Source organism: Agrobacterium sp. Azo12 (assembly GCF_029193765.2).
Taxonomy (GTDB): Bacteria; Pseudomonadota; Alphaproteobacteria; order Rhizobiales; family Rhizobiaceae; genus Agrobacterium.
The window spans coordinates 696990-723001 of sequence record NZ_JARFYO020000002.1 but is presented as its reverse complement, the minus strand read 5'-3'; the positions used below and the strand labels follow the sequence as shown (position 1 = coordinate 723001).

General features: G+C 56.0%; 20 protein-coding genes. 12 read left to right on the top strand and 8 right to left on the bottom strand.

Annotation, left to right across the window (positions count from 1 at the left end):
* Nucleotides 1-4 precede the first annotated feature (4 nt).
* Genes PYL13_RS19765 through PYL13_RS19755 form a run of 3 tightly spaced genes read left to right on the top strand, consistent with a single transcriptional unit; the run spans nt 5 to nt 6623 of the window.
* Entirely contained in the window at nt 5-2257 is a 2253-nt protein-coding gene (locus PYL13_RS19765; RefSeq protein WP_275643339.1) for a type I secretion system permease/ATPase, read from the top strand.
* A complete protein-coding gene (locus PYL13_RS19760; protein WP_275643338.1) occupies nt 2258-3460 on the top strand; it encodes an HlyD family efflux transporter periplasmic adaptor subunit in 1203 nt (400 codons plus the stop codon).
* Entirely contained in the window at nt 3450-6623 is a 3174-nt protein-coding gene (locus PYL13_RS19755; protein WP_275643337.1) for a Mur ligase family protein, read from the top strand. The genes PYL13_RS19760 and PYL13_RS19755 overlap by 11 nt, the downstream gene beginning before the upstream one ends.
* A gap of 25 nt (nt 6624-6648) precedes the next feature.
* Here PYL13_RS19755 and PYL13_RS19750 read toward each other — a convergent pair whose 3' ends face one another.
* Nucleotides 6649-7695: an alpha/beta hydrolase family protein gene (locus PYL13_RS19750; RefSeq protein ID WP_275643336.1), complete on the bottom strand. Its 1047-nt coding sequence runs from the start codon at nt 7693-7695 to the stop codon at nt 6649-6651.
* A 253-nt stretch (nt 7696-7948) separates the two neighbouring features.
* Here PYL13_RS19750 and PYL13_RS19745 point away from each other — a divergent pair, with 253 nt between their 5' ends.
* Nucleotides 7949-9571, top strand: coding sequence for an ABC-F family ATP-binding cassette domain-containing protein (locus tag PYL13_RS19745; protein ID WP_275643335.1), 1623 nt, complete (start codon nt 7949-7951; stop codon nt 9569-9571).
* 228 nt (nt 9572-9799) lie between these two features.
* Here PYL13_RS19745 and PYL13_RS19740 read toward each other — a convergent pair whose 3' ends face one another.
* The 5 genes from PYL13_RS19740 to PYL13_RS19720 form a co-directional block, all read right to left on the bottom strand.
* Nucleotides 9800-11116, bottom strand: coding sequence for a solute carrier family 23 protein (locus PYL13_RS19740; RefSeq protein WP_275643334.1), 1317 nt, complete (start codon nt 11114-11116; stop codon nt 9800-9802).
* 348 nt (nt 11117-11464) lie between these two features.
* Complete coding sequence (locus PYL13_RS19735) at nt 11465-13003, bottom strand: sugar ABC transporter ATP-binding protein (RefSeq protein ID WP_368077701.1); 1539 nt, start codon at nt 13001-13003, stop codon at nt 11465-11467.
* Nucleotides 13004-13005: 2 nt separating this feature from the next.
* Nucleotides 13006-13974, bottom strand: coding sequence for an ABC transporter permease (locus PYL13_RS19730; RefSeq protein ID WP_275643332.1), 969 nt, complete (start codon nt 13972-13974; stop codon nt 13006-13008).
* A gap of 10 nt (nt 13975-13984) precedes the next feature.
* A complete protein-coding gene (locus tag PYL13_RS19725) occupies nt 13985-15025 on the bottom strand; it encodes an ABC transporter permease (RefSeq protein WP_275643331.1) in 1041 nt (346 codons plus the stop codon).
* Nucleotides 15026-15157: 132 nt separating this feature from the next.
* Nucleotides 15158-16201, bottom strand: a complete 1044-nt coding sequence (locus PYL13_RS19720; RefSeq protein ID WP_441296678.1) for a sugar ABC transporter substrate-binding protein — start codon at nt 16199-16201, stop codon at nt 15158-15160.
* A gap of 162 nt (nt 16202-16363) precedes the next feature.
* Here PYL13_RS19720 and PYL13_RS19715 point away from each other — a divergent pair, with 162 nt between their 5' ends.
* From PYL13_RS19715 to PYL13_RS19690, 6 genes are all read left to right on the top strand, one after another.
* Complete coding sequence (locus PYL13_RS19715; RefSeq protein WP_275643329.1) at nt 16364-17125, top strand: GntR family transcriptional regulator; 762 nt, start codon at nt 16364-16366, stop codon at nt 17123-17125.
* 25 nt (nt 17126-17150) lie between these two features.
* Nucleotides 17151-17879 (top strand): SDR family NAD(P)-dependent oxidoreductase, encoded by a 729-nt coding sequence (locus PYL13_RS19710; RefSeq protein WP_275643328.1) that lies wholly within the window; start codon nt 17151-17153, stop codon nt 17877-17879.
* A 78-nt stretch (nt 17880-17957) separates the two neighbouring features.
* Complete coding sequence (locus tag PYL13_RS19705) at nt 17958-19424, top strand: mannitol dehydrogenase family protein (RefSeq protein WP_275643327.1); 1467 nt, start codon at nt 17958-17960, stop codon at nt 19422-19424.
* An 11-nt stretch (nt 19425-19435) separates the two neighbouring features.
* Complete coding sequence (uxuA, locus tag PYL13_RS19700) at nt 19436-20635, top strand: mannonate dehydratase (RefSeq protein ID WP_275643326.1); 1200 nt, start codon at nt 19436-19438, stop codon at nt 20633-20635.
* Nucleotides 20632-21624, top strand: a complete 993-nt coding sequence (locus PYL13_RS19695) for an aldo/keto reductase (protein WP_275643325.1) — start codon at nt 20632-20634, stop codon at nt 21622-21624. Before uxuA ends, PYL13_RS19695 begins: the two co-directional genes overlap by 4 nt.
* Nucleotides 21625-22479, top strand: a complete 855-nt coding sequence (locus PYL13_RS19690; protein WP_275643324.1) for an amidohydrolase family protein — start codon at nt 21625-21627, stop codon at nt 22477-22479.
* Between the two features lie 95 nt (nt 22480-22574).
* On the opposite strand, the gene PYL13_RS19685 is transcribed toward PYL13_RS19690, so the two are convergent.
* Both PYL13_RS19685 and PYL13_RS19680 read right to left on the bottom strand, forming a co-directional pair.
* Nucleotides 22575-23183 carry a J domain-containing protein gene (locus tag PYL13_RS19685; RefSeq protein ID WP_275643323.1) on the bottom strand — a complete coding sequence of 203 codons (609 nt, stop codon included), beginning with the start codon at nt 23181-23183 and terminating at the stop codon, nt 22575-22577.
* A gap of 187 nt (nt 23184-23370) precedes the next feature.
* Nucleotides 23371-23667 (bottom strand): PRC-barrel domain-containing protein, encoded by a 297-nt coding sequence (locus tag PYL13_RS19680; RefSeq protein WP_275643322.1) that lies wholly within the window; start codon nt 23665-23667, stop codon nt 23371-23373.
* Nucleotides 23668-24077: 410 nt separating this feature from the next.
* Between PYL13_RS19680 and PYL13_RS19675 the strand changes: the two genes are divergently transcribed.
* Both PYL13_RS19675 and PYL13_RS19670 read left to right on the top strand, forming a co-directional pair.
* Nucleotides 24078-24962: an AraC family transcriptional regulator gene (locus PYL13_RS19675; protein WP_192489869.1), complete on the top strand. Its 885-nt coding sequence runs from the start codon at nt 24078-24080 to the stop codon at nt 24960-24962.
* A gap of 105 nt (nt 24963-25067) precedes the next feature.
* Complete coding sequence (locus tag PYL13_RS19670) at nt 25068-25979, top strand: ABC transporter substrate-binding protein (protein WP_192489868.1); 912 nt, start codon at nt 25068-25070, stop codon at nt 25977-25979.
* Nucleotides 25980-26012 lie beyond the last annotated feature (33 nt).

Sequence of the window (26012 nt, the reverse complement as noted above, 5' to 3'; positions counted from 1 at the left end):
ATTGATGTCTCTTTCCGATGGACAAACGGAATCCCCCCCGGACACCAACGCACCCGGCCTCGATATCGCGGGCTGGAATGAAGCTTTCCAATATGTGGCACGCCATTATGGCGTGCCTTTTTCTCCCGGTGCGGCCAAACAGCTTATCGAGACGCTGCATAATAACGGGACAGAAGAATGCCTGACCCGGATGGCAGGCAAAATGGGGCTGCGCATCAAACGGGCAGCACCGACCTCCAACCTGCTGACAAGCTGGCGACTGCCGACGATCCTGCAATTTGCGGATGGTGCAGTCGGTGTTGTCACGGCACTTTCTGCCAGCCAGGAGGTTTCCGTTGTCTTTAGCGGCGATGGTGGTTGCGCCACGACCCTGCCTCTCGACATCGTTCTGTCGCATAGTGATTTTGCCGTTGTGGCACGCCCGCAACGCGGCACAGTGGATGAACGGGTCGATAGTTACATTGCCCCGCATCGCGAACACTGGTTCCGCACCATTGCCTTCAAGGACTTAGGCGCCTACAGCCATGTCATGCTGGCGTCTCTGGTTGCCAATGTCTTGGCATTGGGAGGCGTGATGTTTTCCATGCAGGTTTATGACCGGGTGGTGCCATCAAAGTCATTCAACACGCTTTATGTGCTGTTTATCGGCGTGCTTCTTGCCGCCCTGTTTGATTTCATAATGCGGCGGCTGCGCACCCGCATTATCGATATTGTCGGCAAACGGACTGACATGCGCATATCGGATCTTGTTTTCGGTCATGCTCTTCGTGTGAAGAACCAGGCTCGTCCGACATCGACAGGCACATTCATCGCCCAGTTGCGTGATCTGGAACAGGTGCGTGAACTTCTGACCTCGACGACGGTGGCCGCGGTCGCTGACCTGCCGTTCTTTTTCCTGTTCCTGTTCATTTTCTGGATGATCGGCGGACCACTGGTATTCATTCCGATAACAGCCCTGGTTCTCCTGTTGCTGCCGGGCCTTCTTGTCCAGGGCAAACTGCGGGCGGCAGCCAATGAAGCCATGCGTGAATCCTCGTTGCGCAATGCCATGCTGGTCGAGGCGGTGCAGGGCATCGAAGATATCAAAACCCTGCAGGCCGAAGATCATTTCCAGCAGCGCTGGAACCATTACAATGCAGTTTCGGCTGAAGGTCAGCTTCGTTTGCGTTCCATCACCAACGGTCTCGCCGCGTGGAGCCATTCTATCCAGACAGGAACATTTGCCGCCGTGGTTTTTGTCGGTGCACCGATCGTAATGGAGGGTGACATGACGACCGGCTCTTTGGTTGCCTGCTCCATTCTCGGCTCACGCATGATGGCGCCAATGGCGCAACTAACTCAAATCCTTGGCAGATTTCAGCAGGCACGGGTCGGCCTCAAAAGCATCGACGCCATCCTGCAAATGCCCTCTGACCATCCGGCGACCGAAACACGCGTCAGCGCGCCAAATCTGCGCGGGGCTTACCGGATCAAGGGTGCTGTTTTCCATTATGGTGCTGGAGCCGGAAAGCCGGCGCTTGTCATTGGTGACCTTGCCATTGCCGCTGGCGAGAAAGTCGCGGTGCTGGGCAAAAACGGTGCAGGAAAATCCACACTTCTGATGGCGATGTCCGCCATGATCGAACCAGCTGCCGGAGAAATCTTGCTGGACGATCTGGCACTGTCGCAAATCGATCCATCCGATGTCCGCCGCCATGTCGGCCTTCTGACGCAGGATACCAGGTTATTTCACGGTACTATCCGTGAAAATGTGACTTTGGGTGCCCTGCATGCACCTGAAACTGCTTTGCTTGAGGTGTTGGCAATGACAGGTGCCGACGACTTCGTACGGAAGCTGCCGCGCGGGCTTGATCATCCCATCCTTGAAGGTGGCCGGGGTCTTTCCGGTGGTCAAAAGCAGGCTTTGCTGCTGGCGCGCCTGCTCATTCGCGATCCCGCTGTCGTGCTCCTCGATGAACCAACGGCTGCAATGGATGAGGCGACGGAACGTCAGTTCATCGCACGCTTCCAGACCTGGAGTGCAGGACGGACAGTGGTCGTTGCCACCCATCGCATGCGGGTCCTTGATCTGGTCCAGCGCATTGTGGTGGTTGAGGGCGGTCAGGTTGCACTCGATGGCAGCAAGGAGGAGGTTCTCAACACTTTGCGCGGCGTAACCAAGGTGGTTCCGCCGAAGGACATTAGCGCCAAGACTACCGGTAGCGCTGGTAGCAACGCAGTCGCAGGTTTTCCACTCAAGACCGTCAAGGAGGCATGAATGGCGACAATCGGCGATCGTGATTTTTCCGGTCAGGGTGGATGGGCTTTCGGTGACGATGACGGACGAAAACTGAGCCGTTCGACCCGGGTGGTACAGATTTTTGTTCTCCTGCTGATCGCCATGTTGGTCTGGGCCTATTTCGCAACGCTGGACGAGGTTTCCAGCGGTGACGGCCGCGTGGTTCCTACCAGCCGCGAGCAGGTCATCCAGTCGCTGGAGGGCGGCATTCTCGCAAAGCTGCTTGTGCGGGAGGACCAGGTGGTTGAACCTGGGCAGATTCTTGCCCAGCTCGACCCCACCAGAAGTGAATCGGATGTTGAAGAAACCGCCGCAAAATATCGTGCCGCACTGGCAGCTTCCGCGCGGCTTGATGCCGAAGTCAACGGCACGGCACTTGCATTTTCACCGGCATTGGACGCTTATCCTTCACTGATTGCCGCCGAGACCGAACTTTACAATGCGCGTAGCCAGTCGCTCGAGCAGTCCCTGCATTGGGTGGAAGAATCGCTTGAACTGGTGCGCAGTGAGCTGAAGCTTAACGAGGAGCTGCGGGTCGTTGGGGCGGCAAGCAACGTGGAAGTTATCCGTCTGCGCAGGCAGATCGTTGAACTGGAGCTCAAGAAGGTCGAAGTCAGATCAGAATATCTTGTGCGCGCACGGGAGGAACTGGCCAAGATGAATGGCGAGGTGAATTCGCTCTCACCTGTCGTGACCGGTCGGACCGACAGTCTTTCCCGCCTGACCCGTCGTTCTCCAGTACGGGGTATCGTCAAGAATATCGAGGTGTCGACGATTGGTGGTGTGATACCGCCTAACGGCAAGCTGATGGATATCATTCCGCTGGGGGACGAGCTTCTTGTTGAAGCCCGTATTTCGCCACGTGACATTGCCTACATCCACCCAGGTCAACGTGCGAGCGTTAAGGTCAGCGCGTATGATTACGCGATTTACGGCAGTCTCGACGGGCAGGTAACCACCATTTCGCCCGACACGATCCAAGACGAGGTTGATCGCACGATTTATTATTACCGCGTCTTCATCAAGACCGAAAAAGATGCGCTTGTGAATGCCGACGGCCGGGAACTTCCGATCGTGCCGGGTATGGTCGCAACTGTCGACATTCATACCGGGGCAAAGACCGTGCTGGAATATCTTATCAAACCTTTCAACAAGGCTCGGGAGGCGCTGCGTGAACGTTGATATAGAGGCGGTATTGCCGATAACGCCGCAGGATATGACAGAGCGGCTTTCCAGCGTCAGGTCGTATTTGCGCGGCCGAATTCACCCGCTGAAAAGACCGTTCCCGGCTGTAACTCTGTTTTTTTCCGTTTCGGATGGTGACAAAAAGGCGCGCGTGATCAATGCCTCCGGGCCATCGCTGGAATCGGCATGGCAAAAAGGCATTGAGCAGCTTTTGACCGTCATGAAGGCGAACGGCATCAAGGGGCGCTGGCTTCGTGTGGACTGGGTTGATGTTGCGGAGGCAACAACCTGGTCACGATTGAAAGCGTTGCTTGATCAGGTAAAGCGCAACTATTTTCGCTTTGGCATCGCACTTGATACGGATTTGCGATTTGCGTTCACGGAACAGGAATTGAACGCGAACGCGATGCTTTATGGTGGCAACACCATTGACCATGCTGTGCTCAATGAGAAAAATTTCAGTCTCTATGCCCGTACACGGTATCACGTGCTCCCCGAACTGCGTTTTGCGGATGACCAGTCTGTCTATCTTTTCCAGACGAAGGGTATCTTTTGCGACGAAGCCGACAGGCTGCACCAGTTGGACGGAACCGGCCTTGAGGCAGGACGACGTAGGATTGAAAAGATTGATGGCGGCATAGCACTGTCGCTGATCCGCGATTCATCGACCTATCTAGCCGGACAGGTCAAGCCAGATGGTTCCTTTGTTTATGGATATCACGCCTGCTTTGATCGGCGGATTGACGCTTACAATGCGCTGCGCCACGCCAGCACGACCTATGCGATGATAGAGGCTTGGGAAGTGACGCGTGACCCAAAGCTCAAGGATGCGATCGACCATGCTCTGACATATCTGGCTCAGATGTTGATAAAACCTGCTGTCCTTCCCGATGGGTCTGACGCTGCCTTTCTCGTTGAGGCCGACGGCGAGATCAAGCTGGGCGGCAACGCCGTCGCGATATTGGCATTTGTGAAATACATGACAGTCATGGGCAATCATGACTGGCTGGAATTGGCGGAGGGGCTGGCGCTTGGCATCCGCCACATGCAGAACGCCAAGACCGGTGCATTTGTCCATGTGTTGAATTTCCCGGATTTGAGCATCAAGCAGCGGTATCGCACCATCTATTATGACGGTGAGGCGGCTTTCGGATTGATGCGTCTTTATGCTTTGACCGGAGACACGGTGTGGCTGGCGACGGTGGAGAAGGCTTTTGAACACTTCATAGCCAAGGAGCACTGGAAACATCACGATCATTGGCTTGGTTACTGCGTCAATGAATTGACCCGTTATAAGCCGGAGGAGCGGTATTTTCGTTTCGCCATCCGCAACATTGCCGGTTATCTCGGCTTTGTTGAAAACCGCATCACCACCTTTCCGACACTGCTGGAATTGATGATGGCGGCGCGACAGACCTTGTCACGGATCGCGGCGGAGCCACAGTTGCAGCGGTTGCTTGGCGATATCGATTTGGTGCATTTCGAGCGGGCGCTCGAAAAACGGGCGCAGCACCTGCTCAATGGGCATTTCTGGCCAGAAATGGCGATGTATTACGGCAATCCCGACCGCATTTCGGGCTCGTTCTTCATCCGTCATCACGCTTTCCGGGTGCGGATTGATGATGTGGAGCATTACCTCTCTGGCTTTGTCGCCTATCGCAGCTACCTGCGGGAACGGGCAGCTTTTCGTGAACTGGTTCGCCAATCTGCAGCAGCCAAACGTCGCTCTTTACCCATTCTGGAAGCGTCCAAGGTCCCGCTTCCCGATGGGCAGTGGACAGCTGCTCATGTCGAGGCCGCAACTGGCGGCCGGTGGCTTCGTCAACCGCCTGAGGGCTGGACGGCCAATGGACTTTGTATCTTCGCGCCAGCGATGCAAGCGGGTGCACTTGTTCTGGTCCGCAGCGCAGATGGGGAGACGGGCGTCGCCGTTTCCAATCTTCATGGCCTACCGTCCCCGGCGGGCCTTATTACGACGGATGCTACACTGACGCAGATTTATCCGGGTACGGTCCTGCATGTGGAGGATGGTACGCGTGCCATCCTTGATATGGGCGATTATGCGCGCCGTCAGATGACAGGCAATGTGCTTGGTGTAACCGGCAGTGCTGGCAAGACAACTGTCGTTGCCATGCTTGCACATGCACTCTCGGCCTGGGGCAATGTTGGCAAAAGTCATCACAATGCCAATCTGCCTGCCGGCGTTGGCTGGAATCTGGCCTCCATGGCCTGGAACACGCCACATGTGGTTCTGGAACTGGCGGTTGGCAAAATGGCGGTAAGCGCCCGCATGGCGCGGCCGCGGGTCGCCATTTTCACCAACGTTCTGCCGGCGCATTTGGGTCGGAATAGCACGGTCGCCGATATTGCCAGAACAAAAAGCGGGATTTTTCTTGGCATGTATCCCGGCGACGTCGCCGTGCTCAACCGGGATATGCTGGAATGGGATACGGTGCATGATGCTGCGCGCAAACGCGGGCTCGATATCATGACCTACGGGACCACTGACGACTGCGCATTTCAACTGACCCGCTATAACGCCGCCGATGGTCTGACCCATGCCCGTATTGAGGGGCGTGAGATCAGCTATCGTGTCGGTGCGGTTGGCCAGCATATGGCCTTAAACAGTCTCGCCGTGCTGGCCGCAGTGGCGTCGCTCGGCCATCCGCTGCAACCGGCCATCGCGCAGCTTGAAAGCTTTGCGGCACTGCCTGGTCGTGGCGAAGAGATTTGCCTGTCACTCGACGGTCGCCGTCTGACGGTGATTGACGATGCCTATAATGCCAATCCCGGCTCGATGCGCGCGGCGCTGGATCGTTTGAACGATCACGGTGATGGGCGCCGCCGGGTTGCCGTGTTGGGCGAAATGGCAGAGCTGGGTCCCGGTGCTGCAAGCTATCATACCGAACTTGCGGTATCGCTGCGAGAGAGCTCGATCAATCAGGTCTATGTTGCCGGTGATCTCTACAGTGAGTTCTGGGACGAACTGTCCCCGGAACTTAAAGGCGCCTATGTGCACTCGCGGCAGGTTCTCAAGGACATTTTGCGGGAAAAACTGCAAGACGGAGACGTCGTGCTGGTCAAGGGCTCGCATAGTGCGGGCATGCATGAGCTGGTTGCCTGGCTGAAGAAAAGCGCTGACGGCAGCGCCGCTGCCTGACTTCGCAGGTCGTGGAAATTGACCGCTACTTGAACTGTTCCAGATCCATCTCGTTTACGGCGCGGCGAATATCGACCTGCGATTGCCCCTGAGCCAGCAGCGCGGCTGCAAGACGGCCGTGCTGGCCGAGTAGATGGCGCTGACGATCCGTGGCCTGAGCGTAGATATGGTGCGGTTCTAAACCAGCTGCTCGCAAACGTCTGACGTAATAAAGCTGGCTGAAAAACGGCACGACCCGATCTTCCGGGTCCGATATGATATAAATATCAGGCCGTGGTTCTGTCGTGATTTTGTCGATCTCCTCAATGGGATCGTAAAAGCCGGATGCATCATAGAGAAGCTTCCCGGGCAGTTTGCGGCGCCGTTCCCAGAAATCAGAAACCTGCTTCACTGACACCAGACCCGATGTGATAACGACAGACGAAACATCATCCCGTTTGTTGAGAAGGCCCGCCACGATCTGCCCCCCGGCGGAATGACCGTTTAAAATGAAGGATGATACCCGGTGGCGTTGTTTGATCAGGTCCAACGCACGTCCCATCAGGGCAATTTCACGCGGTTGACGACGATTGTTGTGATCACCGGACGAGCCATAAATGCCAGGCCTCGCCATAAAGATCACCGGATGCCCGGCTTTTTGTGCCCATGCCGCCATGTCGGTAGCAATGGTCTCCGGTGATTGCCGCATATAGGATTTTGTTATGAACCGAACCCCCTTGGCACTCCGCAACATCACGTCGCCGCCGAAATAAACCAGCACCTTCTGGTTCTCGCCATCCGCCAGCGCATGCGGATAATAACGAATGCAATCCCCTTGGCCATCGACCTCAACCCAAAGACCGTAGGGAACATCGCTGCAAGCTTTTCCGGTTGTGAAGGAGCCGTTGAGCGCCTCGGTCGGGTCAAAGCTTTGCTGGTCGTTAAAAACGGTCAGCTGTCGCGGTTTGGGTAATTCAAACGGTCCCAGACGTGGTGCATCCGCCAGCGCAGAATGCGATGCCCCGGGAATAGCCAGTGCCAGCAGAGCCCAGCGAATGATCCACCAAGTGAGTCTTGGTTGTTGGGTGTTCAATGACGTACTCCGCTCATGACTTCATTCGCTATGCTGATGACAATCGAGTGAGTTCCTTCGCCATCACACCAGATGCCGCCCGTCTCTTGCAAGCCTGTTTGTGCATGAAGCTTAACGTGGTGGTAACGGCGCCGTTAGCATCGCGGTCACGGTTAGACAGGAGCTGTCAAAATCCTTTCACAGCTGCGGGTGTGGTGTTTCTGCCGCGTCCATGCCATAGGGGTGCGCACAATTCAGAAGGCCATTCCGTTTCATGATCCGCATCGAAAATATCAGCAAGTCCGCCAGCCATCGTATCCTCTATATCGAAGCATCTGCTGCGCTCAATCGCGGCGAGAAGATTGGTCTTGTTGGCCCGAACGGAGCAGGCAAAACGACGCTGTTTCGTATGATTACCGGTGAGGAACAGCCGGATGAAGGCCAGGTCGCTGTCGAAAAAGGCATGACAGTCGGTTACTTCGATCAGGATGTCGGTGAAATGGCAGGCCGGTCCGTGGTTGCCGAAGTTATGGAGGGTGCTGGCCCGGTCAGCGTCATTGCAGCCGAACTGCGCGAACTTGAAGCGGCGATGTCCGATCCTGATCGCATGGATGAGATGGATGCGATTATCGAGCGCTACGGTGAAGTTCAGGCACGTTACGAAGAGCTGGACGGATATGCCCTGGAAGGCCGCGCCCGTGAAGTTTTGGCGGGCCTCAGCTTTTCGCAGGAAATGATGGATGGCGACGTCGGCAAATTGTCCGGTGGCTGGAAGATGCGCGTGGCACTGGCCCGTATTCTCCTGATGCGCCCTGATGTCATGCTGCTGGACGAACCTTCGAACCATCTTGATATCGAAAGCCTGATCTGGCTGGAATCCTTCTTGAAGACCTATGAGGGTGCGCTTTTGATGACCTCGCACGACCGCGAGTTCATGAACCGTATCGTCAACAAGATCATCGAAATCGATGCGGGTTCGCTGAATACCTATTCTGGCGACTACACGTTTTATGAAGGCCAGCGCGAGCAGAACGAAAAACAGCAGCAGGCCCAGTTTGAGCGCCAGCAGGCGATGCTCGCCAAGGAAATCAAGTTTATCGAACGCTTCAAGGCGCGTGCGTCACATGCTTCGCAGGTACAAAGCCGCGTGAAGAAGCTGGACAAGATCGACCGCGTGGAACCACCACGTCGCCGCCAATCGGTGGCGTTTGACTTCCTTCCCGCGCCGCGCTCGGGCGATGATGTTGTGAACCTGAAGGGTGTTCACAAGGCCTATGGCAGCCGTACTATCTACGAAGGGCTGGACTTCATGATCCGCCGCAAGGAGCGGTGGTGCATCATGGGCGTCAATGGTGCTGGTAAATCCACGCTGCTGAAGCTGGTGACCGGATCGACCGAGCCGGATCAGGGCGCGGTGAATTTGGGGGCTAGCGTCAAACTTGGTTATTTCGCGCAGCACTCTATGGATTTGCTGGAGGGTGAACTGACCATTCTGCAGTGGTTGGAACAGAAGTTTCCAAAGGCCGGACAGGCTCCACTGCGGGCACTTTGCGGCTGTTTTGGTTTCTCTGGCGATGATGTGGAAAAGCGCTGCCGTATTCTTTCGGGCGGTGAGAAAGCTCGCCTTGTCATGGCGGCCATGCTGTTTGATCCTCCAAACTTCCTGGTTCTCGACGAACCGACCAACCACCTTGATCTTGATACCAAGGAAATGCTGATCAAGGCACTGGCTGCCTACGAAGGTACCATGCTGTTTGTTTCGCACGATCGCCGTTTTCTTGCTGCCCTGTCGAACCGGGTGCTGGAACTCACCGCCGATGGTATTCATCAATACGGCGGCGGCTATACGGAATATGTCGAACGTACCGGCCATGAGGCACCGGGCCTGAGCAGTTGATTATTCAGGATGATCTTGGAACGTCGCTGTCACAACCGCTTTTCTCCTGCAATGGTCGCCATTGCCTCTACCAAGGAGCAGCAAGGCACTCGCTTTTGAAGCCAGCTCTTTGACTGCAATTTAGGTGTGCATGCTCAAACTTTGATGATGTCGTTTCTCGTTGTCATCAGGCATGTTTCCCTCCCGCCAGCCATGCGGCGAAGCGGGAGGGGATTGCAGATGGAGTGATCAGGCGCGGCGGCTTGTCATTCCAAGCAGGTGGTAGAGTGCAATTGCACCGATCGTTGCAGTCCCGATACCATCAAGCGTGAAGCCTGCGACCTGTAGCTTGAAATTGCCTGCGCCGAGAACCAGTGCGACACCAACAGTGATCAGGTTGCGTGGTTCGGAAAAATCGACCTTGTTTTCCACCCAGATACGGCCCGCAGTCGCGGCAATCAGACCGAAAACAACAATCGAGAGACCACCGATCACTGGACCTGGAATGGTCTGGATCAGCGCGCCGAATTTCGGGGAAAAGCCAAGTATGATGGCAACTGCCGCAGCAACCAGGAAAACCAGTGTCGAGAAGATCCGGGTTACCGCCATGACGCCCATGTTCTCAGCATAGGTGGTCATGCCGGTGCCGCCAAAGGCGCCGGAAAACATCGTGGCAATACCGTCACCGATAAATGCGCGACCAAGGTAGGGGTCAAGATCGCGATCAGTCATTGCGCCGATTGCCTTGATATGTCCGAGGTTTTCCGCAACCAGAATGATCACGACAGGGGCAATCAGAGTGATTGCCGAGGCCGAGAAGGATGGTGCGGTGAAATGAGGCCAGCCGAACCATGCGGCAGCCGCAACGCCGGAAAAATCAACCGGTGCGCCAAGGCCGAACCCGTTGGTGACCACCATATAGGCGAGATAGGCCACCGCACCACCGATGAGGATTGGTAGGCGGCGCGCCATGCCGGGCGCATAAACCGCGACGACACCGACGGCAACAAAGGTCGTAATGGCAATCCAGCGGGAAAGCTGGTCGCCATCGGGGCTTGCGGGACCGGAACCAGAGGCGTTTGATACGGCAATCGGCGCGAGAACCAGTCCGATGGCAGCCACAATAGCACCCGTCAGAACTGGCGGCATCAGCCGCTCGATCCAGCGATGGCCAACAAACATTACCAGCAGGCCGATCAGGGTATAAAGTGCGCCTGCGGCAATGATGCCGCCAAGGGCCAGCGAAATGTCCGGGTTAACCGCTCCGGCAGCTGCGCCAGTTGCAACCAGTACCGGGCCGATGAATGCGAAGGAGGAACCGAGATAGCTCGGTACCCGACCACCCACGGCAATGAAGAAAATCAGCGTTGAAATGCCAGAAAACAGGATCGATACGTTTGGATCGAACCCCATGATAATAGGTGCCAGGACAGTGGAACCAAACATGGCCACAACATGCTGAAAACCAAGCACAACTGTTTGCCCGGTCGGCAGCCTCTCATCGGGCAGAATGCGCCCTTCCGTCTTCAGTCGCCAACGTGGAAAATACCCGCCAGTCTCGTTCATTGCTCGCCCCGCTCTGTTTGATGCGCGCCGTGCAACCGCGCGCAGATCATCCGCAGCAAGTCGCAGGCGTGAAGTAAAATTACCATTGTCCCGATATGTGACGGTGCTGGCGTCGATTCGACGCACCCGCACCGGATGTTCTTGATAATGATATTGGGCGCGACTGTCATCGCCTTGGATAAATTACCCACAACGCCGAAGTATAATATGCAGGAAGCTGGGCGCCGCGTCTTTCGCACACGCCAGCAAGGTATACAAAGTTGCCGTTCGGGCAGGCTACCTGGCCGGTGTCGGCAAGGTAGGTGTTGATATCAGCCGTTTTAAACGACGATACTTGGGGGCAAGCTGTCAGGCTGTGGCGCTGACCTGTTCTGGTTTGACCTTGTGGATGAGGTTCATGATCGCTTCACTCATGCGTTCATAAACGCCGTCGTTTTCGATTGCGCCTTGCACCTTGTAATTATCCATCACCACAATCCGGTCTGCCAGCGCGACCATTTCCGGCATGTCACTGGTGATGACAATGACGGCGGTGCCATTATTGGCAAGTTCACGCAACAAATCGTGCAGATAGGCTTTGGTCTTGATGTCGATGCCGACGGAGGGCTCATCAATGATCAGGACCTTGATGCCGGCGGCCAGCCATTTGGCGACACTGATCTTCTGCTGGTTGCCACCGGACAGGTTGCCAACCGTTTGTGCTAGGCTTGGTGTTTTGACTTCCAGCCTTTCGAGGAATGGGACAACGGCCTTGCGGATCTTTGCGTCGGACAGGCTTCCAAACAGGCCGGACAAACGTTTCCAGACGACAATGCCAGCATTGGCGAGGACCGAATGCGGCAACAGCAGGCCTTCCGTCTTGCGGTCTTCGCTGACGTAGCCCAAACCATATCGGTGGATAGCATCGCCGACCGAAGAGATACGGGCAACCTGCCCATCGATCAGCACTTCGCCGCTGGTGACCGGAATTCGTCCCATGATCGATTTGGCGAGTTCGCTGCGTCCGGCTCCAATCAAGCCGTAAAGGCCGAGAATTTCACCTTTACGGACTGTGAGGTCGACATTGCTATGACCGATGGCTGTCGACACGTCTTTCAGCTCAAGGGCCACCGGGTTGGTTGACGTATCGCGCTTTTGCCAGCCGCCAGCGCTTTCGTTGCGGCCAATCATGAAACGCACGAGATCCTGACGACCGAGGCCTTCGAGTGACTGGCTCTGGCAGGCATTGACGCCATCACGCAGCACGGTAACGCGGTCGCAAATCTCCAAAACTTCTTCCAGCTTGTGACTGACGAAAACCAGACTGACGCCATTGTCCCGCAATCTGCGCAAAACCGTAAACAGCGTTTTGGTTTCATTTGATGTCAGTGATGCTGTCGGCTCATCCAGCAGGAGAACGCGGCTTTGTAAGGACAGGGCCTTGGCAATTTCGACAAGTTGCATCTGTGCAACGGACAGGTCCATGACCGGCGTTGCCGGATCGATGTCGAATTCCAGTGCATCCAGCCATTTGCGTGCCGAACGGTTTAGTTCGGCATAATCAATTGGCTTGAGCGCGTGACGGGTTGTTTGTTCGAGGTGAATGTTTTCGGCAATCGAAAACCGCGGAATGAGATTGCGTTCCTGGTGAACAACGCCAATGCCCTTTGCCACGGCGTCGCGCGTGCTGGAGAACTGGGCATCCTGTCCGTTGACGAGAAGCTGACCAGATGTTGGGCGATGAACGCCGGTGATCACCTTGATCAGTGTCGATTTGCCAGCACCATTTTCCCCAAGCAGGGCATGTATCGAGCCCGGCATAAGGGAAAGGGACACGCCGTCCAACGCCTTCACACCCGGAAAACGTTTTTCGATATTGATAGCTTCGAATACGGGAGTGACGGTCATTGTCATGCCTTTCTCGATACGGGGGCCGTGCCGCGCAGCTTGTTGACGCCAACGGCCGCAAGAATGAGTGCTCCTAACACGACCTGAACAAGGAACGGGTCGATTGAAAACAGCACCAATGCCTGAGTGATCAGCGCAACCACGACAACACCGAGGAAGGTGGCGGCAACGCTGACATGACCGCCCGCCAGAACTGCACCGCCAATCACCGGTGCGGCAAAGGACAGGATAAGCCAGTCATCACCAATCGACGGCTGGCCGATCTGCAGACGTGCGACCAGCAACATACCGGCACAGGCGGCAAGCAGACCCGAGATCGAGTGTGCAACGACCACGACGGTGCGGACCGAAATGCCCGACAGGGACGCTGCGTGTTCGTTACCGCCGACAGCCAGAATGAAACGACCGATTGGCAGACGATTAAGCAGATACCAAAGGCCGATGGCGACGATGACAGTTGGCAGTGCCAGCATGGGGATTGCGCCGAACAGTGTCATGGAACCAAGTTCCTTGACGCTGTCAGGAATGCCGTAAAACGGCTGGGCACGGGTAATGCCGAGGTTGATGCCCTTATAAATGGATAGTGTCGCAAGCGTGATCACGAAGGCGGATATGCCGGTGATGCTGATCAATACACCGTTGAGCATGCCGCAGAGGACGCCGATCCCAAGCGCGAGAACGGCTGCAATCGGAGCTGGAAGCCCCCATATTTCCATCAGTCCGGCAAAGGAGATTGCCGCAAGACCGCCAATTGCACCTACTGACAGGTTCATCTGTCCGATGGCGATGATGATCATCTGCGAAAAACCGATCAAGGCATTGATGGAAATGGCCAGCAGCAGTGTCTGAATGTTGAAGGATGACAGGAAGTTCGGGCTGAAGCTACGGATCACGATAATCGCAATCACCGTTGCAAGCAGCGGTCCGAACCAGTCTGCCCTGGCGAGGCGGGAAAGTTTGAAATTTGTCATCGATCGTACCTCAGGCAAGGTTATGATAGGCAAGGTAGCTGCGACGCGCCTTGTCCATGAACACTGCGACGAGAAGGAGAAGACCAAGGAAGGTCTGTACCCAGAAATCACCGATCTGAAGCAGTAGAAGGCCACCGGTCAACAACGTGACGAGGGCGGCACCCAGGCAAGTCCCTAAAACAGGTGCCTTGCCGCCGTTCAACAGTGCGCCACCCAGCACAGGGCCAAGGAAGGCTGGCAGCAACCAGTCTTGCCCCAACTGGCCAGCCATCGATGGAATGGCGGCACCATTGCGGGCAATGAGCATCAATGCGGCGATTGCGGCGAGGGACCCCGACAGCATGTGGCACAGAACGGTGATGCGACCAACACGAACGCCGGACAGCTCTGCAGCTTCCGGGCGCGCACCTGCGGCCAACATTTCACGGCCGAGAACACTGCGGTGATAAAGCCAGGTCAGCGCAATGGCGACGGTGATGGTTATCAGCAGCAGTGGCGAGAAGTAGGTGAAAAATTTCATTTTGCCGAAGGCGGCAAATTCGGGCGGCAGATTGCGATAGGCCTCCGCTCTGGTCAGGAACACCATGACACCGAAGAATATGCTCATGGTGGCCAGGGTAATGATGAAGCTGTGCAAGCCGGTGCGAACAACGGTGAAACCATTGACGAAACCAAGCGCCGCACCCAGACCAATACCGCCCACGATGGCCAGCGGCCATGGAAGTTGCAGGATCTCGATGGCGTAACCGGTAAACATGGCGGCACAAACGCCGATGGCGCCAACCGCGAGGCTCAATCCGCCGGTGACGATTACCGTCATCATGGACAGACCGATCATGATGTTGACAGCAGTGTTACGACCAAGCGTGAAAAGATTGAAAGGGCTGAGGAAACCCTTCGTCGTCAGGCTGAAAACAAGGACGAAGATGGCGATCAGCAAGATCAACCCGAATTCGTTGGAGACAAAAATACTGGTGCGGGACGTTCCCGTGCCGAAGGCTGGACGGCTTGTGCCGACTTCTGAGGGTGCTGGAATTTGTTGTGATGACATGGGTGTTCCTTCGAATTCCGGTCGTGGGGACAAGGCGCAAACGCCTATGCCGGACGGGGCAGATCAGACGACGCTCCGTCGACGCAAGGAAGAGGCTTCGAAAAGCCTCTTCCCCCTTCGAACTCAAAAGTCTTAGTTGCAGCTCAGATAGGTGGCGTCGAAGCTTTCGAGCAGCTTCTTGGTTTCGTCACGCATCGAATTGACATAGCTATCAACCTGGCTGGCATCGATGAAGGCGGTGCCGGAATCGATGAATTTGCTGGTCAGTGCGTTGGTCTTGAATGGCGCGTCTGCTTTGACCGTGCAACCCGAGCGTAGCTTGTTGACGGCGTAGGAGCCGACATAAGCCTGACCATACGGGTTCTGCAGCATGGTGCCGTCGACGAAGCCGTCTTTGATGGCCTGAAGCACAACCTGGTCATGGTCGATACCAACCATCTTGATGCGCTTGTCGCCGATTTTGCGCAGCGCATTGGCGGCAACGACTGATGGTACCCAGGCAGTTGCGATAACGCCGTCTACTTCGCTGGCATGCGCTGCGAGGTAAGCATTGATCTTTTCTTCAGCCGGTTCCGGCGCGTCAATGTCGGCAATAACCTGCACGACTTCATTGCCGGTTTCTTCCGCAGCCTTCTTCACTGCGTCGATACGCAGCTGCGTATTTGGGTCAACCAGGAAGCCGGTGAGGTGCAGGATGCGCTTTTTGCCTGGCCCCAGGATGCGGGCCAGTTCCTTGGTGCCGATATAGGCCGAGTTACCGGTGTCGGTACCCAGGCAGAAGGCTGCAGATGATGGATCTTTAAAGCAGCCGCCAGCCGCGATCACTGTTGCATCGTTGGATGTCAGCTCTTCTGCTGTCGAAACGGATCCAACCGGGTCGCCCGGGAAGATCACGAAGCCATTATATCCTTGTGAAAGGAGGCTTTCGAGCAACTGGTTCTGCTGGGCGAGTTCCCATTTCTGCGGCACCTTGTAGTCAGCCGACTGCAGGCCGAATTCTTTTACAGCATCAGCGCCGCCCTGTTCCCAGGCCGCGAAATAAGGGTGTGGGCCTCCCGGCACCAGTGCAACAGTCGTGTCGCTTGCCTGCGCGATACCCGCTAGGCCGACACTCATTCCCAATGCAGTCACAGCCGCAAAGCTACGCAATCCATTCAACATGAGTTTCCTCCTCATTGTGTTCAAACCTCCTCAACTCTGTCAGGTGTCTGATTAAGCGCCCAAAATGCGGGGGCTGCTCCCAACTAGCCACTTGCAAGAACGGCTTGGACACTATAATACTTGTATACAAGCTGCAAATGGAATCTTTGCGGCCTTCGTTTTTCAGGATGAGGTGAGATGAAGCGCACTTTGACCGAGTTGCCGCAGATGGTTGATCAAGGCTCCGTGCAGAGCGTAACCCTGGGATCTGCCGGTCTGGAAGGGCTTGAGCTGGTTCTGGATCGTCAACGTTCCGCCTCGGATCAGGTTCATGCTGCGTTGCGTCGCGCCATCATCGAAGTCCGCCTTGCGCCTGGCAGTCCAATCAGCGAAAACTCGATTTGTCGGCAGTTTGCCATCTCTCGCACACCTGTGCGCGCCGCTATCCAGAGATTGTCCGAGGAAGGGCTGGTGGATGTTTATCCGCAGGTCGGCAGCTTCGTGGCGCCGATCCGGCTAGCTGGTCTTCAGGACAGCCATTTTGTCCGGCGCTCGCTGGAAATTGCGCTGCTGCGCGAAGTTCTGCCGTTATGGACGTCGGAAATGAGCCGCGCGATGCGTCAGTTGATCCGTGAGCAAGAGCAATTTATCGCCGCAGGTGACGGTGATGGATTTTTCCGCGCCGATGAGGAGTTTCACCACCTTCTGGGCACCTTTGCCGGTCGCGAGGGGGTTTGGCAGGCCGTGCTGAGTGCCAAGGTTACGCTGACGCGTTTCCATCGCCTGTGGCAGACGGCCGAGCGTCTGCCGGATGTTATCGCTGAACATCTGGCAATTGTGGACGCACTTGATCGTGGCGATGGTGCTGCCGCCGAGCAGGCGCTTGTCACGCATCTTGATATGATTTTCGTCATTTTCGGACGGATGTCTGAGCAGCAAAGAAAAAATCTGGCCGTTTGATAACGGCAAGTGGAGGGGAGTTTCAATGGAGTTGAAGGGCAGGATCGCACTGGTGACCGGTGCGGGAGGTGGTATTGGCCGCGCTATCGTAAAAGCGCTGGCTGCGGCGGGAGCCCATGTGCTTGCGGTCGATCGTGATGCCGCTGCAATCGAACAATTGGGCCCGATTTGTGAGCCTGTTATCGTTGACCTCTCGGACCCTGCCGCCATTCAGCATGCGATGAAGGGTGTGCTTGAGCGCCATGGTCGCGTGGATGTTCTCGTCAACAATGCCGGCATACTTTCGCCAAACAAACTTGCGGGTACCACGCTGGAGGAATGGCATCGGTTGATGGCCATCAATCTGGATGCTGCCCTTCTGCTGACGCAGGCAACCATTCCCGCGATGAAAGAAAATGGTTGGGGACGCGTCATCAACATCTCGTCATATGCCTGGAAATCCGGTGGTCTTACTGCGGGAACGGGTTATGCGGTGTCCAAGGCGGCACTTGTCGGTCTGACCTATTCCACGGCCCGCGAGTTGGCCTCTGCTGGCATTACCTCCAATGCCATTGCGCCAGCTTACGTCGTTTCGCCCATGATCATGGAACAATTGTCGGAAGAAGATCGCAATCGTCAGCTTGCGCAGATCCCGGTTGGACGCCTGTGTGAACCTGAAGAGGTTGCCCATGCCGTGCGGTTCCTCGCATCACCTCTGTCCGGTTTCATGACCGGGGTGGTGATCGATATGAACGGCGGTTTGCAGTTCGGCTGAGCAGGCGTGTCCGCTGCTAAAGCGGGCCTGCACTCGCGCCGTCAGGACATAATCTTGTTATTGTAGATTGGAATTACAGTGCCGGGAAACCGTCTCTCACGAACAGCGCTTGCCACCCTGCCAGCCGATATCTCGGTTCCTGGCTATGACCGGTCGAAGGTAACACCGGGTATTGTTCATCTCGGTGTTGGAGCTTTCCACCGCGCACATCAGGCGGTCTTTGTTGATGATTGCCTTGGACGTGGTGAGACGGATTGGGGCATTGTCGCCGCTTCGATGCGCAGTGCCGACACGCGTGATGCGCTCGCACCGCAGGACAATCTCTATACCTATTGCGAACGCAACGGGCAGACCGTGACCTACCGGATTATCGGCTCAATCCTCGAAATTCTGGTGTCACCAGAAGATCCCTCAAAACTGATCGACCGGCTTAGCGATCCTCGTGTGCGTATCGTAACCCTGACCGTGACGGAGAAAGGCTATCTCGCCAATCTGTCCGAGCGGACCTTGCTGCGCAGCCATCCGGATGTGCAGAACGATCTAGACGCTACCAAGGCACCGCGCTCGATCTATGGAGTGCTGATCGCCGCCTTCAGACGTCGCCGTGCCGAAGGGGCCGTACCACTGACACTCGTCTCCTGTGACAACCTGCCATCTAATGGCAAGGTGCTGAAAGCGCTGTTGGTGGAGTTCGCGGGTCTGACCGATTCAGATCTCGCAGATTACATAGCGCAGAATGTATCCTGCCCCTGCGTGATGGTAGACCGCATTGTGCCAGCGACCACGGATCAGGATCGTGCTGCAGTAAACCAGGCGCTCGGCGTGGACGACGCCTGGCCAGTTGTTGCAGAGCCCTATTTCCGATGGGTCATCGAGGATCATTTTCCGCATGGTCGCCCCGAGCTAGAAGCCTCAGGCGTAGAATTTGTCGACGATGTCGAACCCTACGAGCACATGAAGCTCCGGATGCTCAACGGGGCTCATACAGCGATTGCCGCCATCGGCCAAATCACCGGACTCGAAACGGTTGCCGATGTCTACGCAGATCCGCGCGTGCGCCGGTTCATCGACCGGTACTGGAGCGAAATAGACCCAACACTGCCATCGCATCTTAATGGTGCGACCTATGTCAGTGGTCTGCGTCAGCGTTTTGCCAATCCTTCGCTGCGGCACAAGGCGGTGCAGATTGCGTCCGATGCCTCGCAGAAGGTGCCGCAACGCATATTGTCGCCACTTGCTGAACTAATGGATCAGGGCAGACCGCATGGTGCGGTGCTGATGGCCGCTGCGTTGTGGATCTGCTCCTGCGCCGCACGCGATGAACAGGATGCGCCGATCATCATCAACGATCCGGCATTCAACGAATGGCCAGCCGTCGACCAACGCGCATTGTCTGCCGAACAGGTGGTCGAGCGGTTCTTGGGTTTCGATCGAGTTTTCACACCGGAATGGCGCAACAAGCCCGGTTTTGCCGAAGCATTGGCTTCCGCCTGCAAGGCCATCAACACACAAGGCGCTCTTTGCGCCATTGACGACATTATCTAAGGGAGGAATTCATGCAGGAAACTTGGCGATGGTACGGCCCGAACGATCCGATCACGCTCGAACATGTCCGCCAAACCGGTGCTACCGGCGTGGTGACGGCGCTTCACGAGATTCCCGATGGTACATCCTGGCCGCTTGAAGAAATCATCAAACGCAAGGAGATGATCGAGGCGGCCGGTCTTGAGTGGAGCGTTTGCGAATCCATTCCGATGGAGCAATGCGTAAAACGCGGTGACGCAGATGCGTCCAAGGCGATCGCCCGCTGGAAAGAAACCCTAGCCAATCTCGGTCGTGCCGGTATCCCCACCGTTTGCTACAACTTCATGCCTGTGGTTGACTGGACACGTACCGACCTTCGCTGGCGCACCGAACGTGGCACTGGACTGGCCCTGCGTTTCGAGATGACTGATTTCGTTGCCTATGACGTATTCATCCTCAAGCGTCCCAATGCTGCTGAAAGCTATGATGCCAACGTCGTTGCACGTGCCGAACAGCGGGCAAAAGCGATGAGTGATGATGAAAAACTGCTGCTGGAGCGCAATATCATCGCCGGCCTGCCGGGCGGTGCACTTGTGCAGACGCGGCAATCCATCAATACGCTCTTGGAATCCTTCGGCGGTATCGATGCCGTTACAATGCAGAGCAACTTGCTGGCCTTCCTAAAAGAAGTGGTGCCTGTTGCAGAGGAACATGGTGTTTATCTCGGCATTCACCCGGATGACCCGCCATTCTCGCTTTTCGGTCTGCCGCGTGTTGTATCGACGCCGCAAGATGTTCGCAGCATCCTGTCTGCCCTCGACAGCCCTTACAACGGTATCACACTGTGCACCGGGTCTTACGGTTCACGTCCTGATAATGACCTGGTTGCCATGGCGACGGAATTTGCACCGCGTATCAACTTTGCGCATCTGCGCAATGTTACCGTCGAGGCGGATGGTTCGTTCTTTGAAGACGACCATCTGGATGGTGGTACCGATATGGTGGGTGTTGTCGAGGCGTTGTTGCGTGAGGAACGCCGTCGCGCGGCAGCCGGTGATACCCGCCGCGCAATTCCACTGCGCCCAGACCACGGGCATCTGCTCGGTGACGATATCGATAAGAAGACCAACCCCGGTTACTCCTATATCGGCCGCGTTAAGGGCCTGGGTGAGCTTCGTGGCGCGATCCGCGCAATTGAGCGCCAACTCGACAAAGAGGGGGCGGCGGCATGATCGGGCGGCCACTTGGAAACACAGGCCTTGAACTCAGTACATTTTCGTTCGGAGCCGCCGGTATCGGCAACCTCTACCGCGAAGTATCGCGTGAAGATGCCATGGCCACGCTGGAAACGGCGTGGGAGGCCGGTATTCGTTATTTCGATACGGCCCCGCATTACGGACACGGCCTTTCGGAGCGTCGGCTGGGCGACTTTTTACGCGACAAACCCAAGGGGTCCTATGTCCTGTCGAGCAAGGTCGGCCGGTTGCTGAAGCCCGTCGCAGAGGAGGACATTCCCGATCACGGGTTTGTCCGTCCTTTGCCGTTCGCGCAGGTCCATGACTATACCTATGACGGTATCATGCGGTCCTATCAGGACAGCCTTGCCCGTCTCGGGTTGAATGGCATTGATATTCTTTACATCCACGATCTCGAAGCGACCACGCTCGGTGCGGATTATGATCGCCATTTTGCAGATTTTGTCGAAGGTGGTGCACGGGCGCTTGAGGAACTCAAGGCAAGCGGCGCAACCAAGGCCATTGGCCTTGGCGTGAACGAGGTGCCAGCCTGCCTCAACCTTCTTGCGCGGGTGCCGCTGGATGTCATCTTGCTTGCTGGTCGTTACACTCTGCTTGACCGTTCTGCAGAAGCCGAGTTGCTGGCGCGTTGCGAGGAAACCGGGACGCGTCTTGTGATCGGTGGCGTTTTCAACTCTGGCATTCTTGCGACCGGTGCCCGGCCGGGCGCTACCTTCAATTACGTCGAGGCATCGCCCGATGTGATGGAAAAAGTGCAGGCTATGGAAGTGGTTGCGCAGTCGGCCGGTACGACGCTTGCTGCCGCCGCCTTGCATTTTCCGCTGCGCAATTCGCTGGTGGTGAGCGTACTGATTGGCACGGCAAAACCTTCCAGCCTCCTGCGTAATGTTGAACTTTTCGACCAGACCATCGCAGAGACGGCTTGGGCGCAATTTGAAGAGCATACGATCGGTACGGAGGGGTAAATGGCAACAGAGCTGATCGATACACATCAGCATCTTATCCTGCGTGGCGATCTCGGTTACGCATGGACTGAAGAGGTCCCGGCCATTGCGTCCGGCACTTTTGACCAGAATGTCTACGCTGAGCAAGCTGCAGGCTGCAACATCACCGCCACCATCTTCATGGAAAGTGGCGTGGATGACGTTGATTACCAGAGCGAGGCGCGGCTGGTGTCAAGACTGGTCGGATCGGGTTATCCCAAAATGCTGGGTGTGATCGCCAGTTGCCGTCCTGAAACCGATGATGGTTTTGATGCCTGGCTGGAAGAATGCGGTGACCTCAACGTGGTGGGTTTCCGTCGTATTCTTCAGGTCATGCCGGATGATCTCAGCCGCAGCGAAACCTATCGGCGCAATGTTCGCAAGATTGGCAAGGCCGGGTATCCCGTCGATCTCTGTTTCGATGGACGGCAGCTATCGATCGCCTACGATCTGGTTCGTGCTGATCCCGATACCGTGTTCATCCTCGATCATTGCGGCAGGCCGGATATTGCTAGCGGTGACTTCGCAGCCTGGCGTCAGGAGATGATCAAGCTTTCTGAATTGCCGAACTTCTGGGTGAAGCTTTCCGGTTTGCCGACATATTGCCATCCGTCCGGTTCGAAGATCGATGATGTCAAACCTTACAGTGACACTGTCCTCGAACTGTTTGGCCCGAGCCGTATGGTGTGGGGTGGTGATTGGCCGGTCATTGATGTCGGTGGCGGTTTGGCCAACTGGGTCAACATCACAACAGAACTGTTGTCAGGCCTGTCGGCCGACGAGCGGCAATTGATCGGCACGCTCAACGCGAAACAAGTTTATTTGGGCAAGCGCTGATCAATAACGACATCTGATGCCGCGTCCCAGAGGCTTTGGACTGTCGTAACATGGGGTGCGCGAGCAACGGCTTGCGTGCCCCATTGCCTATAGCGTCAACAGAAACCGTTGAGCTTGAGGATCTTGTGTGCGTCGATGGCTGCACGCAGATCGTCTTCCGAGTTGCGGTTACCCTGATTGGCATCGGGATGATGCATTTTCAGTTTTTGTTTGTAGCGAAGCCTGATTTCTTCAGGTGTTGCATCCTCTGACAGTCCAAGCGTTTCGAAAGCCTTTGCTTCCAGCACCTTCAACTTGCGCTGCTTAAGTTGAGCTTTTTCACGCTGACGCTGTTCCGCATCCTTGCGGGCATTGATGGTTTTGGCAGAGCCGGAACGGGCGGATGACGGCAGCGGAGCTTCCGACGGTTTGTTGACGGGTGTGCCATAGGTGCGGCGACGGCCTGTCGCTGCTTCCTTCTGGTACCGCGCGACGACGGGGTCGGACAGTTCAACTGCGAAGTTATATCCGCTGTTATATTCCTTGGTATGCTTCGGACAGAACAACAGGTAGAGTCCTTCGCCGTCCCTGCCAACGGGGGCACGGTGCGCGCCTTCGTTTTCGCAGCCGTCCCATTGGCACTTCGGGCCAAGCGGCTTGCTTGATGCAGCCTTGGTTTTTTTGGTTGACCTTAAGCCGACGAAAATTTTTGAATCAGATGTCATGAGCGCCTTATAAGTTGACTGGGATCAACTGATCAAGAAAACAGCGCGTGACATCCATCTATTTTGTTAAAATCATGTGAACCGTTGCAAATTGTCCCATGCACCATGTGCCGATCTGGAATATCCGCTTATAGAACAGCAACAAATGTAAAAAGCCCGGCGCGGTGGCCGGGCTTCGAACTGGTATTTAGTGGTGATGCTCAGGCATGTCCTTGAGCTGATCTTTTGTCCATGCCGTCACGGCGTGAATGTCACCGTCCTCGTCACGCATGAAATCCAGATCGCTGAGCGGAACCGCAACAGGTTTTGCACCGATGCCGAGGAAGCCGCCGACATCGATGATGGCCTTACCGCCTGCGCCTGCACCGTGAATGTGGTCGACCTTGCCAACCTTGTGATCGTCAGCACCGTAAACGGTCGCGCCTTCCAGAACTGCTGGCGTGAGTTCAGTGGTCGTAAGACGAACGTGATTAGTGTGATCCATGGTCGTTTTCTCCTCTTGTTTGGAGTTAGAAAAACGTCCATGCGGGCCATCGGTTCCAAAAGTTTTCGCGTAGCCGCAGACAGTAAAGGTTACGATAACCGTTATAATGTCTGTTGCACCATGACCGTTTGATGGAAAAATTAACCGGAACTGTCGGTCTGTTTCAGGCAAATCCTGCGGATAAAAAACGTGCGACGAAGACGACAGCGTGTCGTCTCCGTCCTTGTACATTCGGCTCTCATCATCAACGCTCACGGCAAAACTGCTGTCAAAAAAGTATCGGTTTAATTTTCGCCATGATGTAGATGCCTTGAATTTCAGGGGTTATGGTCTTGTTAATGTCGAAATTTGCAAATTGGAGGTTTGCAGATTTTGCCGCAGACATTGTGCGCTCGGGGGGAGGAAACGCTGTGCAACCCGATCTGGAACTGGTCCATATCCGCAAAGGCGAAAGCTTCGCCGCGTGGAGACACGGCTATCCGTTTCGCACGGTTCGCTGGCACTATCACCCTGAATATGAAATTCATCTGGTTGTTGCGACCTCAGGTCGTTTTTACATCGGTGACCACATTGGTCGCTTTGAACCTGGTCAGTTGATCATGACCGGCCCGAATCTGCCTCAAAACTGGATTTCCGATATCGAGCCTGACGAAATCGTGCCTGCCCGCTCGCTGGTTCTTCAGTTCCCGCAGAAATTTGTCGACGACAGTGTTGCCGGCATGGCGGAGATGGAAGCCATTGCACCGCTTCTAGAGCGCAGCCATCGCGGCCTGCTGTTCGACAACGTCACGAGTGACAAGGTGCGCCCTTTGATCGAGAAATTGATCGAGACACGCGGCATCATGCGGTTGGCACTGTTTTGGGAAATCCTTGATGTCCTGGCAAATGCGCCCGAACCGGAAGTGCTGGCCAGTCTGAGCTATGAACTGGACCTGTCGAATATCAATGAAAGCGGCATTAACAGGGCCATCGCGCACCTGCGTGAACATCTGACCGACGATATTGATGAGCGCGATCTCGCTGACATGGTTGGGCACACCGCCAGTTCCTTTTCACGGGCTTTCAAACGCCATACCGGAACAACTCTAGTTCGTTACAAGAACCAGCTGCGTGTCGATCTGGCCTGTCTGACACTGTTGACGCGTCCCGAAGTCAAGATTGCCCAAATCTGCTACGAGATCGGCTTTTCCAATATTTCGAATTTCAACCGGCATTTCCAGAACCTGAAGGGAATGTCGCCTTCGCAATTCCGCGCGACCTTTAAAGCCAACGGAGCATTTAAAGCCGCCGGATAAGCGCCACGATCCATATCCCGTACCGGGACAATAGAATTCGGAAAGCATGGTGCTTTCCGGAAACGGCCGGGCTTTGCCTGCCGTTCAAAGGGAGGAAAAACTGACATGAAAAGAGCTTTGACAGCATTGTCGATCGCCACCGTCGCGCTGACCGCGGTGCCTGCCTTGGCGCAGGACGCCAAGTTGAAGATCGGCATGACATTTCAGGAAATGAACAACCCTTATTTCGTCTCGATGAAGGAAGCGCTGGACGAGGCAGCGAAATCCCTCGGTGCGCAGGTTATCGTGACAGATGCCGCCCATGACGTTGCCAAGCAGATTTCCGACGTTGAAGACATGTTGCAGCAGAAGATCGACATTCTGCTTCTCAACCCGACAGACTCGGCCGGCGTGGAGGCCGCCGTCAATGCAGCCAAGGCACAGAATGTGATTGTTGTTGCCGTTGATGCCAATGCCAACGGCCCGGTTGATACATTCGTTGGTTCCAAGAACAAGGATGCCGGTTACCAGTCGTGCCAGGCTCTCGGCAAGGCGCTGAACGGCGAAGGAGAAGTCGCAATTCTCGACGGCATTCCGGTCATTCCTATCCTGCAGCGCGTGGAAGGTTGCAAGGAAGCGCTTGCCGAATTCAAGGACATCAAGCTGGTCGATACGCAGAACGGTCGTCAGGATCGCTCGATTGCACTCGGCGTTGTCGAAAACATGTTGCAGGCACGTCCAAACCTCAAGGGTATCTTCTCGGTCAATGACGGTGGTGCCATGGGCGCTCTTGCCGCCATCCAGGGCTCGGGCCGCGACGTCAAGCTGACCTCGGTTGATGGTGCACCGGAAGCCGTCAAGGCGATTGCCGAAGGTACGCCATTCATCCAGACCACCGCACAGTTTCCGCGTGACCAGATCCGCGTAGGCCTTGCCATGGCGCTGGCACAGAAGTGGGGGGCGCGCGTCGTGCCGAAGGAAGTGCCAATCGACGTCCGTCCAGTCACCAAAGAAAACGCTGCCGACTTCAGTTGGTAAGCGCCTCCCGAGCGCCCTCGCCGGAAACAGTGG

Coding starts and splice junctions, on each gene's coding strand:
- PYL13_RS19765 (WP_275643339.1), top strand. CDS start 5: ATGTCTCTTTCCGATGGACAAACGGAATCCCCCCCGGACACCAACGCA.
- PYL13_RS19760 (WP_275643338.1), top strand. CDS start 2,258: ATGGCGACAATCGGCGATCGTGATTTTTCCGGTCAGGGTGGATGGGCT.
- PYL13_RS19745 (WP_275643335.1), top strand. CDS start 7,949: ATGATCCGCATCGAAAATATCAGCAAGTCCGCCAGCCATCGTATCCTC.
- PYL13_RS19740 (WP_275643334.1), bottom strand. CDS start 11,116: ATGAACGAGACTGGCGGGTATTTTCCACGTTGGCGACTGAAGACGGAA.
- PYL13_RS19735 (WP_368077701.1), bottom strand. CDS start 13,003: ATGACCGTCACTCCCGTATTCGAAGCTATCAATATCGAAAAACGTTTT.
- PYL13_RS19730 (WP_275643332.1), bottom strand. CDS start 13,974: ATGACAAATTTCAAACTTTCCCGCCTCGCCAGGGCAGACTGGTTCGGA.
- PYL13_RS19725 (WP_275643331.1), bottom strand. CDS start 15,025: ATGTCATCACAACAAATTCCAGCACCCTCAGAAGTCGGCACAAGCCGT.
- PYL13_RS19720 (WP_441296678.1), bottom strand. CDS start 16,201: ATGAGGAGGAAACTCATGTTGAATGGATTGCGTAGCTTTGCGGCTGTG.
- PYL13_RS19715 (WP_275643329.1), top strand. CDS start 16,364: ATGAAGCGCACTTTGACCGAGTTGCCGCAGATGGTTGATCAAGGCTCC.
- PYL13_RS19710 (WP_275643328.1), top strand. CDS start 17,151: ATGGAGTTGAAGGGCAGGATCGCACTGGTGACCGGTGCGGGAGGTGGT.
- uxuA (WP_275643326.1), top strand. CDS start 19,436: ATGCAGGAAACTTGGCGATGGTACGGCCCGAACGATCCGATCACGCTC.
- PYL13_RS19695 (WP_275643325.1), top strand. CDS start 20,632: ATGATCGGGCGGCCACTTGGAAACACAGGCCTTGAACTCAGTACATTT.
- PYL13_RS19690 (WP_275643324.1), top strand. CDS start 21,625: ATGGCAACAGAGCTGATCGATACACATCAGCATCTTATCCTGCGTGGC.
- PYL13_RS19685 (WP_275643323.1), bottom strand. CDS start 23,183: ATGACATCTGATTCAAAAATTTTCGTCGGCTTAAGGTCAACCAAAAAA.
- PYL13_RS19680 (WP_275643322.1), bottom strand. CDS start 23,667: ATGGATCACACTAATCACGTTCGTCTTACGACCACTGAACTCACGCCA.
- PYL13_RS19670 (WP_192489868.1), top strand. CDS start 25,068: ATGAAAAGAGCTTTGACAGCATTGTCGATCGCCACCGTCGCGCTGACC.